This is a genomic window from Lysinibacillus sp. KCTC 33748 (assembly GCF_002237755.1).
Lineage (GTDB): Bacteria > Bacillota > Bacilli > Bacillales_A > Planococcaceae > Lysinibacillus.
Genome location: NZ_MWSJ01000009.1, coordinates 93,513 through 105,960, shown reverse-complemented (window position 1 = coordinate 105,960; position 12,448 = coordinate 93,513). Strand labels below are relative to the sequence as shown.

The following is a 12,448-nucleotide window of genomic DNA, read 5'->3' as shown; positions in this document are numbered from 1 at the left end:
TTACTTTATAAGGAGGGGGAAATGACTGAAAACACATTGCAAAACAAAGCGATTAAAGAAGTTTGGGAGCTAATGCTAGTAGGTTTTCGAGTTTTATGTCCGGATGATCAATATATAATCGAAATACCTAAAACATCTTTGCCGTTAAATAAACGAATTAGCGAAATAAAACATGTCAAAAATCCTTTACAGCAAGTTGGGGCTTTTGTTGTGGAACATGAATTTGGTGAAGAAGATGGATACTGGGTTTGTGTTGAAGTGAAAGAGTTCGAAGATATTCCACATGATATGGTCACTCTAACAATCACACCTCAAAGATATGCAACTTTAACAATCTTAAAATAATGGATGCCTATACGAATCTACATTTGTAAATTGAAGAAAATAAATATGAAAGACTTAAAAATAAATGGCACTTAGAAATATTTCACAGCATGAAAAATAGTGGGAATTTAGATATAGAGCTATTAGATACGATTGAGTAAAGTCTGTTAATGAGAGTCTAAACGTCAAACATAATATTAAGGGGGAATTTCTGTTTATCGTTTTTGAAACTAAATTGTAGTGCTGATATTTATTTTTCTCACAAAGGTTCCCATAATACGAACATATCAGTAAAATAGAGTAGGTTAGGGGGACGGTATTTTGAAAGATCAACGTTTTAAAATTGCGCATCGAGAGGCGCTTATCGGTATTGGACTTGTTATCGTTAACTTTGCGATATGGTTCGGCTTTGCCTATGGACTAGGCTCTGGTGATCCAACAAGCTATACGTATGTTTTCGGTTTCCCTGCATGGTTTTTCTATAGCTGTATAGCAGGGACAGGTTTTATGATTATTTTAATCTGGCTCGTCATGAAACTCTTTTTCAAAGAGGTACCATTTGACGATGAGGAGGTGGATCAATAATGCACTGGCAAGTTATTGTTCCACTGCTATTATTTTTAGTCATCATCTTTGGTATTGGTATCTGGTCAAATAAGCATATACGCTCATCCAATTCATTTTTACAGGAATACTTCCTCGGTGGTCGTGAAATGGGAGGCTTCATCCTTGCGATGACAATGATTGCTACGTACGGTAGTGCAAGTAGCTTTATTGGTGGTCCAGGTGTTGCTTATACGAAAGGGCTTGGTTGGGTATTATTGGCGATGGCTCAGCTTCCGGCGGGTTATTTTGTTTTAATGATTTTAGGGAAGAAATTTGCTATTATCGCAAGACGTTATCAAGCGATCACGTTAATAGACTTTTTACGAGAGCGCTATAAAAGCCATGCCATAGTTATTTTATCAGCTATTAGTATCATCATCTTTTTATTTTCTGCCATGATGGCACAATGGGTAGGTGGTGCTCGATTAATTGAATCATTAACGGGCTTAAACTACACAACGGCACTGTTTATTTTTGCGATTTCCGTGTTAGTTTATGTGATCATTGGGGGCTTCCGTGCTGTTGCATTGACGGATACGGTGCAAGGCTCGATTATGGTGATCGGAACAGTTATTTTATTAATTGGGACAATTATCGCTGGCGGAGGAATTGATAATATTATGGCTTCGCTTGTCGCTGAGAATCCGAATCTCGTATCTCCATTTGGAGCTGAAGGTGAATTAACGCCATTATACGTTTCTACATTTTGGATTTTGATCGGTGTTGGAGTAGTGGGGCTTCCACAAATCGCTGTTCGTGCGATGAGCTATAAAGATTCAAGAAGTATGCATTTAGCCATTATCATTGGCACTATTGCCATTGGGACAATTATGTTTGGGATGCATCTAATTGGTGTTTTAGCACGACCAGTGATGCCAGGTATTGAGATTGGTGATAAAGTTATGCCACTGCTAACATTAAAGGTTTTACCGCCATTTTTAGCTGGTGTTGTCTTAGCAGCACCAATGGCAGCAACGATGTCTACAGTTAATGCGCTCCTAATGCTTGTTAGCTCAACAGTAGTGAAAGATATTTATTTAAATTATATAAAGCCAACTGCGAATGATACGGAAATTAAACGTGCAAGCTTTATTGTTACAGCAGTGATTGGTTTAGTCGTTATCGTTTTTGCACTAAATCCACCAGATCTATTAGTATGGCTTAATTTATTTGCTTTCGGCGGACTAGAGGCAGTCTTTATTTGGACAGTCGTTTTAGGACTATATTGGAAAAAGGCGAACAAATACGGTGCGATAGCGTCAATGATTTCAGGGATGACCTTATATATTATCATTGATCGTTTTTACCCTTCTGTCTTTGGCATGCATACTGTGACAATTCCAATCGTCGCTTCCTTATTCATTTTTGTTATTGTTAGCTTATTAACGAGTCATAAATTTAAAGACGAAAAGTTGTTTATCTGACTTATAAAACGCCGTAGAGATTGAATATCTACGGCGTTTTATATTGTATTCAAAGAGTGATAGATAAAACGTCGAGAGTCGTGGATAGAAACCTTGAAATGATGGATAGAACGTTCAAAGTCGTGGATAGAAACCTTGAAATGATGGATAGAATGTTTAAAGTCGTGGATAGAAACACTGAATTGTTGGATAGAACGTTCAAAGTCGTGGATAGAAACCTTGAAATGATGGATAGAATGTTTAAAGTCGTGGATAGAAACACTGAATTGTTGGATAGAACGTTCGAAGTCGTGGATAGAAACCTTGAAATGATGGATAGTACTGGAATCGACGGAAAGGGTCAATGGAACGACGGATAGTACCTTCGAAACGACGGAAAGAGTCTCCGAATCGACGGAAAGAACCCCTGATACAACGAAAAACCTCTCTCGAATTAAAAAATAGAACACCCAAAGTTCATAAACAAACAAAAACGCCGTAGAAATAGCGTATCTACGGCGTTTTTTTAATGAATTATGTAATCATAAGCATTTTTAGTGAGCAATGTAATCGTTACGATAATAAACAATACGCGAACAAAGCCGCTACCTTTTTTTATCGCCATACGGGAACCTACAAATGCACCGGCAATTTGAGCTACACCCATCAGTAAACCGTAGACATAATGAATTTGACCTAAGTAGGCGAACATTAAAAGGCCTGCAAAATTACTTGCTAAGTTTAAAAATTTGGCATTTCCTGCTGCCTTTAAAAAATCGAAGCCGATTAATAAAAAGCTAAAAATTAAAAATGAGCCGGTTCCTGGACCAAGGAATCCATCATAAAAACCAATGCAAAATAACAATAGCATGAATAAAACTAAGTGCGTAGACTTTAAATTTTTGACTGCAGCTACTGAACCCCAGTCTTTTTTGAAGATTGTATAGACTGCAACAGCTGCAAGCATTACTAGCATAAGTGGTTTTAGTAATTCGGGGTTTATTAAATGTACTGTCCATGCACCAAAGAGTGATCCAATAAAGGCTAGGGGAAAGTATTTGATAACCGAACGAATTTCTAGCTGACCGGAACGATAAAAGGAAATGGTTGATGTTAAAGACCCCATTGTACCAGCAAGCTTATTAGTTGCTACAGCTGCTGCTGGATTTAAACCGGCAAACATGAGGGCGGGTAATGCAATTAAGCCACCACCACCAACGACGGCATCCACAAAGGCGGCTAAAAATCCAAAAGATATTAATAATATGACTACATTTAAATCTACTTCAAATAGCATGTATACACCTCTTTAGATAGTTACTACTGAAATAGTAACTAAATTTCACGTGTCTGTAAAGACTAATTTTTTCGTTGGCTAATCTTCATAGCCTTCAACTATAATAGAGGAAATGGAGGGATTCGATGGAATTATTAATCGCCCAATTAAAAGAACTGGGATTCACAGAATATGAAGCAAAGGCCTATACGGCACTCGTACAAAATAGTCATGTTAGTGCCTATCAAGTAAGTAAGAACTCCGGTATCCCACGTGCAAGAATATATGACATACTTAATGTGCTTGTTGAAAAAGGGTTAGTACTGAAAGAAGAAACGGCAGATCAAACGACATACTCTTCCATTCCTGTTGCTGTGTTTTTACAACAAATTGAGCAACGCTGGCAATCGAATTTCACGTCGATTAGTGATCAATTAGAAAAATTAGAGGTAAAAGAGCAGGAAGCGGAGCATAAGGTTGTGACGCTAAAAGGAAAAGAGGCAATCGTCAATTATTGTCAGTCGTTATTACAAAAAGCGGAGAAAAAAGTACTATTATCAATGTGGGAAGATATGTATGAAAAATTGCGAGAAGATATACACGAGGTCGCTCAGCGTATTTCGGTTCATGGAATTACTTTGTATGTGGATGAAAATATTGCATCGATTGACCAGCACCGCATTACTCAATATACGAGGAATGCTTCCACGCCCCATTGGTTTATTCTGTCTATAGATGGTCAAGAGATGATTTATGGACACTCACCGTCCAATCAAGAAACGGCTTTTATAACAAATGACCCTGTGCATATTTATTTATTAGAGGATTATATTTGGCATGACGTGCTTGTCAATCGATTGTTAACGCGCGATGATGATATGGAGCTCGAGGAATGGATTACTAAAGAACGCAAAGCCTTTTTCGTAGAGTGAAGATAATAAAAGAATCTACAAGCACAGATGGCTTGTAGATTCTTATTTTTTGTAATATAAGATCTTTTATCTTAATAAAAAACTTTATCAACATTGTATTTAGCGCGGAATGTATTAACCGCGTATGTTTCGTAAATTTCACGTTCCATTGGATCATCTACTTCGTACACTTCAATTTTGAAAACTTCATCACGATGATTTTTCATCGGTGACACATTGTCTTCAAAATGCTTTTTAATACGTTGACGAATTTTACGTGCTTTACCGACAAATAATAGTTCATTCTGTTCATTGTAGAATAAGAAAATGCCGCCATTTTCACGAGTGATTTTATGGAAATCAATAAAACCGAAATACGGTGTGATTGGAACATCACCTGGTTTTAAATCTTGCTCTCGTTGGCGAATTACTAAATCTGGTTTTGGAAATTCAATTTTAATCAAACTATTCACGTTCCTCTCTGTTACTAAAGGTATATGTTAACATAATTACAGCTTGTTTACCATAAAATATATGGACTTAGCTTCAATATTAGTTTTAAACAAATTACATAATGACATGCATGGTTAATAACAAAATATTCTATGTATTGTTGATATTCTTAAATGTTCATGTTACAATTCTTTTTAATTAAATAATCTTATCAAGAGAAGGCTTGAAAAAACTTAGGAAAAGTCAGTAATACCAAGGGTTCAAGGCACTTGTTAAGATGTGGAGTAAAATACAGTTTGTTTGTTATCAATAGTACACTTCTTATTGTCTATTAATTTAGATAAAAAGGAGTGTATTTTTTTATGCTTTTAAAGTTTGCGTTTGATGATTTTATATCGGATAGACGATTTAATAACACAACTGAGTCAAATATCAGAAGTTATAAATACATGATTAAGCCTTTCATTGACTATTGCATTGAAGAAGGAGCAGTTAATGTTGAGGATGTGAGACGAAGTCATCTTAAAAAATATTTAATGATGGCACAGCAAAAAAACAGGAAACCAAATACAATCAACACAATTATTTTACGTGCTAAAGCTTTTTTAAATTATTGCGTTGAAGAGGGGTATGTTGATGAAAACATTGGGAAGAAGATAAAAACTCAAAAAGTAGATGTGAAGATTGATACTTTTACAGACCAACAAATTAACCAAATGTTAGCGTTCTATCGGACACAGAAAAAGAGGCATCAATCATATAGCAGTTACCGTAACTATTTGATTATTTTGGTACTTCTAGGGACAGGCATTCGTAGGAAGGAACTATTAATGTTGAAGTGGGATGATGTAGATTTTAAAAATCAAACGTTACAAGTACATGGTAAGAGTAGAAAATATGAAACGGTATTTTTAACAGATAAATTAACGAGAGAGCTACTAGCATTCAAGACATTTTCATCAAATTTCTTAAAAAATGAAAGTGAGTATTTGTTTGTTACTAATAAAAATGAACCATTCACAATTAATACGATTGACTACGTGTTTCGTGAATTAAAAGAGAAAATGAATTTTAAAGATGTGCGAGTTAGCCCACATACGTTTAGGCACACTTTTTGCAGGAATCTTGTCCAATCAAATGTAAACAGTTTTACGATAATGAAGTTAATGCGACATGAAAATATAACAACGACTCAACGTTATGTAAATTTATGGGGTAGTCACTTAAAACAGGAGAATGACAAGCACAATCCATTAAACAATTTCGAGTTTTAAGCAATAAAAAAGAGAGTCAGCTACGGCAAATAGCTAACTCCCAACTCATTTAGCCACACACAAATACAACTAAATATGAGCATTTATAGCCTTCATTTTACCTGAAAAAAAGATAAAATGCAAAGGTCTAGTTTCCTATTGTCTTTTTTAGATAATAGTAGCTCTTTGGTGGTTGCCCAATAACACCAATCGAAACTAAACTGGAAAGGTTATGAATTAGCCGCCGCAATAATTAAGTCTAGGATACCACTAGGAGCTTCCTTGTTGGCTTTGGTATCTGAATGGTGTTAGCGACCAATAACGGCTAGGAGTGGAAGGTCTGAATGGCTACGGTCATGCAGAATACATAGTACATTGTAATTGTTGTTGAGTTTCTCATAATAGTAGAATAAGCATTTACGATACAAGCAGAAGGCATGTAGACGGATTACAAAACGTTTCGGGGCAGAAGTAGAAACTATATGTATTGTTCGAAAGAACGCATTAACAGGGGCATACAATACGGATACCTCAAATGAAGGATTCATGAAAATGTAATGACTGTCTATGTTTTAGATTCTATTAATTTAGTTTCTGAAACGTAGGCAGTCATTTTTGCACCAAGCCATTTTCCTCAATTCTGGCTTCATGTTGGGGGATAGTATTCTTAATGTCTACTATAAATATTGGAATCTATGTATTGAATATTTTTTTTAAGATTATCACCAATATTTATCTTATATTTAATTTCGGTCATTTTTATATATGTTGTAAATATATTATTTAATTCATATAGACTGTTGGTTCCATTTTCCTTAAGGCTATCAAGGTTTGCTATTTCATTGTAAAACTTTTCGTCAGATATATTTAAAGTTTTGTCTGCACCTAAGTATTGTGCTACAGAGAGTAAGATCAGTACACCACTTATCAAGATTTGAAATGCATGTAATATAGCGAGCAGGATATTAGGGAAAACTCCATAGGAAATATTAAAAACTCCTAGTGTAGAACTCATAAGTAGAGTTTCAAAAAGTGTTGGTGCATCTTCTTTTTTGATTATACAATTATCAGAAATTGTACATGTTACAAAATCAGTAGTAAGTGATAATGATGTTATAACTTGAAAATAAACGAAATAAGCAATTGCAAAAATAAAAATCATTTCAATTAAACTATGGATTGCTAGAGATAAACGACCACTCTGTCTAATAAGAGAAGATGTAAAACCATTAATATATTCTTCATCTTTTCCTAGATAAAATTGTTTTGAATTGACCTGTACAACGTCATAATAAAATGCCACTACAATCTCCGTTCCTCTAGATAGTATTCGATAAATAATTATTGCTAGAATCCAATAGGTTGCTATATCAAAAATAAAATAAGTAACTACAAATAAAATGGTAGTAAGAATAATATTAAGCCAATTAGAGAATTCTATAAAAGCTTTTTTTTCGATTCTTATTAAGCTCCAATGATAACTTGATAGTCTATGTTCCCTATCTAAATATATATCTGTATCACTGGTATTAAATTCGATAGATTTTATGTCGTTAACAATAAGATTTTTACAGTATTGTGCCATAGCTAAATCAGGAGATATGAATATTTTTAAGATATCCCTTTTATTGAAATTATCGAATACAGTTTTGAAAATTGCTTCAGTAGATAATGATGTTTCATCACGTGATCTCAAAATCCTATAATAAGCTAAAAAATGCACTCCTAAACTCATTAAGAAAGTAAAGATAAAACCAACTAATAGATACGGTATAAAAGAAATATCACCTAAATTTTCATAAACATATTCAGAAGAAGCCAATTTTTTATAATCAAATTCGGAAGAAGCCAATTTAGAGTAGCTAGAATTGCTAAAACCGTCCTTGATGCGTAAGAAATTAAAAATAAATGCAAATATAGGAATAGCAACGATGAGGAAGTTCTTCCAAGTATTAATTTTAGTATCGCCTTCTAATAAAAAATGTCGCTGTAAATGTAAATAAGTGTATGGGAACTGAACTTTTTCTAAACCCAAACAATATGCCCCCTTCAACCAGAAAGTAGTAATATAAAATTTAGTACATTAAACAATTAGGAGATGTACGGATTGTATAATAACATAGTTTTTAAAGAGATAAAGTAAATATTAAAATAATATCTGAAAAACCCAATAAGTTCGAAGCAGGTTAATTGAAGAAGGAATTTTGAACTCGACCTTACAAGTGCAAGCAATCAGTCTATTTTATAAATAATATTGAATTTTTTACTAATGTAGTATAATTTTATATTATTGATGTATAGAAAGAGGTAGAACAACAAAATGGGATTTAAAGCCGAAGTGTTACGTGTTTTAATTGCATCGCCTTCTGATGTATCACAAGAAAGAGATGAAATTGAACAAGCTATTTTTAAATGGAACACAGTTTATTCAGAAAATATGCAAGTGGTATTACTTCCTGCAAGGTGGGAAAATGTAGCTCCTACTTATAGAGGAGAAGACCCACAACAAATATTAAATGAAAAGTTAGTAAGTAAGTGTGACCTTTTGATTGGTGTGTTTTGGAAAAAACTAGGGTCAGCAACTGCTAGTCATCCATCTGGTACTCTTGAAGAAATTGATTTATTTATCCAGCAAGAGAAGGAGATTATGCTTTATTTTGTTGATAAGCACATCACAATGGATGAAGACTTTTCTGAAATCCAGAGAGTACAAGCCTACAAAAAGGAATATCAAGCTAAAGGGCTATACTATAAATACGACATAACAAAAATTGTTGAACACTTATACACGAAAGTGACAGATTACAAAAGAAAATCTAGTGATGTCACTAATATTTCTCAAGAAAGCTCAGTTTCATTTGGTCCACTGTCTACAGGAGATATAAAAAATGAGGAGCTGTTATCTATAGAAAGTATGATACTTTCTGGTGTTTTAACAGACAGCGAATTATTGCTGATAAAATTTATAATGGATACAGAAGAACGTTATTTGGGTAGTAGGTTGAAATCGGAACATACTTTAGCTCAAATAAAGGAATGGCAAATAAAGGGATACGTAAAAGAAGTTTTGTCCGATAATTATGATAAGGCACTAATGAATTTAGTAGAAAGAGGTTTATTAGGAGTAGCTGAATATACAAGTGAGGGGAATCCAAAAACATACATGTTACCTCTATCAAAATTGGATCAGTTACGCATGTTATCAGATGATGTAAAAGGAATAATTACACAAGTAGAACTAGACTATGTTGAGCTTCCTTTTTAGTTAGACAATATTTTGAATAAGGATGCATTGTTTGCACCTTTTATATTTCTCTTTATGAAATTTGAAGTGAGATTTTGAGTAACGGAGTTTAAAGCATGCGAAAGAATGTACTTATGGTATCGAAGTGCTTTAGTAGAAGAAGATAGTAAACTAGAAGCAACAATTTATATGAATACATCTTTAAAAAAGGTTCGGATTTAATTATCCGAGCCTTTTTCTCTTACCAATATATCTGATATTTCACAATCCAATACCTCGCATAACTTATCTAATGTATCAGCAGAGTATCGTGTTGCTGTATTCGTAGCAATTCTTCTGAGCGTTTCGAACGATATCCCAGTTAATCTTTCCAACTCACGAATAGAGAGACCTTGTGAATCCAATATGTATTTTAAATTTGATTTAACAACCATTTATTAACACCTCCACAGGGAAGTATACCATACAACACAAAACGCATACAAAGTGTTGACTAATAAAATGAGTCTATGCTATTTTGATTATAGACTTATTTAATAAGTCATAATGTACATAGAGGTGAATAGAATGAAAGCGAACTTAAACAATCTAAATGAATTACAAAATGTGGTAGCATCTTATTTTATTAACAAATTGAAATTAACATTAGACGAAACATTGTTCATGTCAATACGTAACTTGGTTTCTGAGAAGGGCAACATATTCGTGAAGCACTCTAGACTAGGAGAAATAGTAAAACTACCACAAGACATTCAAATAGCTGTGGAGAACCTTGTGACGCTTAATAGTTTAGGGTTTATCGAAAAAAGAGTTTGCATATCAGATTTATTCGTAGATGCACAAGCATTATAGCAGTGATTCCTCTTGTGTCTATGCAAAAGGTTGCTCATAGGGACAGTATTAACAATCTTACTAATACAACACAAATGTAAAAGGTTACGTATACGGACAGTTATAAAATAACCTAAAACATAAAAAATAAAATATAAAAATAGTAATAATATAGTACTAGTAATTTAGGTAGTATTATAATTGTCCGTATACGTAACCTTTTAGAATTTTTAATGTGATACGCTAACATTTCGACAGAAGGGAAGGTAGACACAAAGCTGAAATTATAGACGATGGAAATGGTTGCATAGTGGAAGGTTAGTAGGAGAGGACTTTAAATATTAAAAAATGAACATAAAATGTCGAACGCTAAACACTTAACCCCTTGTATATCAAGCAATAGACTCACAAAATACGTCACTATATGGATAGGGAAAAGTTTAATAGAACTGAAACTCATAACACAATATGAAACGAAGCAGGATTACGTTACTTTTTCCTCTATCATATCTTTGGTGAGGAAGACCGTAAAACAGCGGTGTACATCATTGGATAGTGTTCCTAAGTTAATTTCACACTCATTATTCGCAAGGCTAGTTCTTCCTCCTCCTAGTCTTGCAACTTCTCTTTTATTTTTAACTTAATAAATTAATAAGAGCATTTAGATGAACTGAGGTTCTTTTTGGTGTGGTGTGTTTTAGGAGGAATCAATTCAATTAAGAAAAGGATAATGCGACTATGTTGACAGAAAGATACGCAGTACGTAACAAATATATGGCGAATGCTCTAGGGTTTATTACAAACCAAAAATACAGCGTTGAGAAAGATGTGAACAATCCCAATAAAACAGTGTTCGTATTCAAATGCACAGTAGAACTTATGAACGCAGTAACAGAATTAACTCAACTAAAGAAAAAGTATTCTAACTAACTCAAGGGGAACTCAATTATGACAGAAAACACTCAATTCAATTCAAGCAACTACGACCAATTGTTAGAACAACTTAAACACGCTGAACAAGAAAGCCCAGTATGCGTTTCTAATGAATATTTTGAGATGTTGCCAACTATTTATAAGACACATGAAAAAGAGATTAAGACTTGGAAGACTGTTTCTACAGCTTACTCTTATATCTACTTCATGACCTACTTGTATAGGTGGTGCAAATATTCACACTACGCTCCAAGCGTTAAAGATGTAAAAAGAATTCTAGGTTCAGCTAGTAATAAAACTGTTGATATTTTTATAAAGAAAAATGGCTTATTTGACCAGTATCACTTGACTGAGACTATCGGATTATTCGAATTGCCAGTAGCATTTGAAACTGATGAAGATACAGACTTACCATTATTTACGAATGTACTAGAGCTACATGCAGACCTAAAAGAACACGTACATATGTATTATCGTGAACCAATGGGATTGACAAATAGATACACTTCTAAAAAACCTGTATTAGCATTTCACAGTAATACACTAGAAGAAGATAATCAAGGAACATTCTATAAAGGCACAAACTTTACAAACATACCTTTTGAGGTGTTTGCTTTTTGTATGAATCATGCTTGTCTAGGTGATAAAGCATTCTATGTTTATTCATTCCTAAAAAGTCAATACGATTACTTTGAAGATAAAAACGAAGAGTATCGTGTTGGACATAGAACAGTAGCGAGCAAGTTGAATATACCACGTAGTTCGGTATATGGCATCATGCGTTCACTACATGATTACGGACTAATAAGAATGGAAAGAAATCAAGACTACTTTGTATTAGGCGATGACATAGCAGACCGTATAGCACCTACTATAACTATAGTAAGTGAAATCCAAGAGTTTGGTAAGGAAACTAAGAAAGAGTACGACTTGATGCCAACTAAATCAAAAGAAGATTATATTTTAGAAAAAAAACTAGAAGCCATTGGGGAGCTAAATGAGTATAGCCAATTAGTGGTTGAGGTAAAAGGTGTTAAAAATACTGCACTAGATGAAATACAACAAATGAAAATGAATGAAGTAGCAGAAACGCTAGTTAAATCAGCAACAGACCCACGGAAAAAACGTGCAGAAATCAATTTAGGTGAACTACCATTCTGATAATAAATTAGGAGAATACTGATTATAAAAGTAAAAGTATTGAGTAATAGAAG

14 protein-coding genes are annotated in these 12,448 nt (G+C 33.8%); 10 read left to right on the top strand and 4 right to left on the bottom strand.

Annotated elements, in window-relative coordinates:
- Window positions 1–21 precede the first annotated feature (21 nt).
- From B1B04_RS13275 to B1B04_RS13260, 4 genes are all read left to right on the top strand, one after another.
- Window positions 22–345, top strand: a complete 324-nt coding sequence (locus tag B1B04_RS13275) for a GyrI-like domain-containing protein (protein ID WP_240518296.1) — start codon at window positions 22–24, stop codon at window positions 343–345.
- Between the two features lie 300 nt (window positions 346–645).
- Window positions 646–909 carry a YhdT family protein gene (locus B1B04_RS13270; protein WP_079561925.1) on the top strand — a complete coding sequence of 88 codons (264 nt, stop codon included), beginning with the start codon at window positions 646–648 and terminating at the stop codon, window positions 907–909.
- Window positions 909–2,354 (top strand): sodium/pantothenate symporter, encoded by a 1,446-nt coding sequence (gene panF / locus B1B04_RS13265; RefSeq protein ID WP_079561924.1) that lies wholly within the window; start codon window positions 909–911, stop codon window positions 2,352–2,354. The genes B1B04_RS13270 and panF overlap by 1 nt, the downstream gene beginning before the upstream one ends.
- Window positions 2,355–2,452: 98 nt before the next feature.
- Window positions 2,453–2,713 carry a hypothetical protein gene (locus B1B04_RS13260; protein WP_139376975.1) on the top strand — a complete coding sequence of 87 codons (261 nt, stop codon included), beginning with the start codon at window positions 2,453–2,455 and terminating at the stop codon, window positions 2,711–2,713.
- 146 nt (window positions 2,714–2,859) lie between these two features.
- Here B1B04_RS13260 and B1B04_RS13255 read toward each other — a convergent pair whose 3' ends face one another.
- A complete protein-coding gene (locus tag B1B04_RS13255) occupies window positions 2,860–3,630 on the bottom strand; it encodes a TSUP family transporter (protein WP_079561922.1) in 771 nt (256 codons plus the stop codon).
- Between the two features lie 125 nt (window positions 3,631–3,755).
- Between B1B04_RS13255 and B1B04_RS13250 the strand changes: the two genes are divergently transcribed.
- On the top strand, window positions 3,756–4,541 hold the full coding sequence (locus tag B1B04_RS13250; RefSeq protein WP_079561921.1) for a TrmB family transcriptional regulator: 786 nt from the start codon (window positions 3,756–3,758) through the stop codon (window positions 4,539–4,541).
- A gap of 71 nt (window positions 4,542–4,612) precedes the next feature.
- Here the strand turns inward: B1B04_RS13250 and B1B04_RS13245 are convergent, their stop codons facing one another.
- On the bottom strand, window positions 4,613–4,984 hold the full coding sequence (locus B1B04_RS13245; RefSeq protein ID WP_079561920.1) for a nucleotide excision repair endonuclease: 372 nt from the start codon (window positions 4,982–4,984) through the stop codon (window positions 4,613–4,615).
- Between the two features lie 351 nt (window positions 4,985–5,335).
- Here B1B04_RS13245 and B1B04_RS13240 point away from each other — a divergent pair, with 351 nt between their 5' ends.
- Window positions 5,336–6,247, top strand: coding sequence for a tyrosine-type recombinase/integrase (locus tag B1B04_RS13240; protein ID WP_079561919.1), 912 nt, complete (start codon window positions 5,336–5,338; stop codon window positions 6,245–6,247).
- A gap of 646 nt (window positions 6,248–6,893) precedes the next feature.
- Here the strand turns inward: B1B04_RS13240 and B1B04_RS13235 are convergent.
- Window positions 6,894–8,261: a hypothetical protein gene (locus tag B1B04_RS13235; RefSeq protein ID WP_079561918.1), complete on the bottom strand. Its 1,368-nt coding sequence runs from the start codon at window positions 8,259–8,261 to the stop codon at window positions 6,894–6,896.
- Between the two features lie 285 nt (window positions 8,262–8,546).
- Between B1B04_RS13235 and B1B04_RS13230 the strand changes: the two genes are divergently transcribed.
- Window positions 8,547–9,491 carry a hypothetical protein gene (locus B1B04_RS13230; RefSeq protein WP_079561917.1) on the top strand — a complete coding sequence of 315 codons (945 nt, stop codon included), beginning with the start codon at window positions 8,547–8,549 and terminating at the stop codon, window positions 9,489–9,491.
- Between the two features lie 197 nt (window positions 9,492–9,688).
- On the opposite strand, the gene B1B04_RS13225 is transcribed toward B1B04_RS13230, so the two are convergent.
- Window positions 9,689–9,904, bottom strand: a complete 216-nt coding sequence (locus B1B04_RS13225) for a helix-turn-helix domain-containing protein (protein ID WP_079561916.1) — start codon at window positions 9,902–9,904, stop codon at window positions 9,689–9,691.
- Window positions 9,905–10,037: 133 nt separating this feature from the next.
- Between B1B04_RS13225 and B1B04_RS13220 the strand changes: the two genes are divergently transcribed.
- From B1B04_RS13220 to B1B04_RS13210, 3 genes are all read left to right on the top strand, one after another.
- Complete coding sequence (locus tag B1B04_RS13220) at window positions 10,038–10,322, top strand: hypothetical protein (protein ID WP_079561915.1); 285 nt, start codon at window positions 10,038–10,040, stop codon at window positions 10,320–10,322.
- Between the two features lie 717 nt (window positions 10,323–11,039).
- Window positions 11,040–11,231, top strand: a complete 192-nt coding sequence (locus tag B1B04_RS13215; protein ID WP_079561914.1) for a hypothetical protein — start codon at window positions 11,040–11,042, stop codon at window positions 11,229–11,231.
- An 18-nt stretch (window positions 11,232–11,249) separates the two neighbouring features.
- Window positions 11,250–12,395, top strand: coding sequence for a helix-turn-helix domain-containing protein (locus B1B04_RS13210; protein WP_079561913.1), 1,146 nt, complete (start codon window positions 11,250–11,252; stop codon window positions 12,393–12,395).
- Window positions 12,396–12,448: the final 53 nt, after the last annotated feature.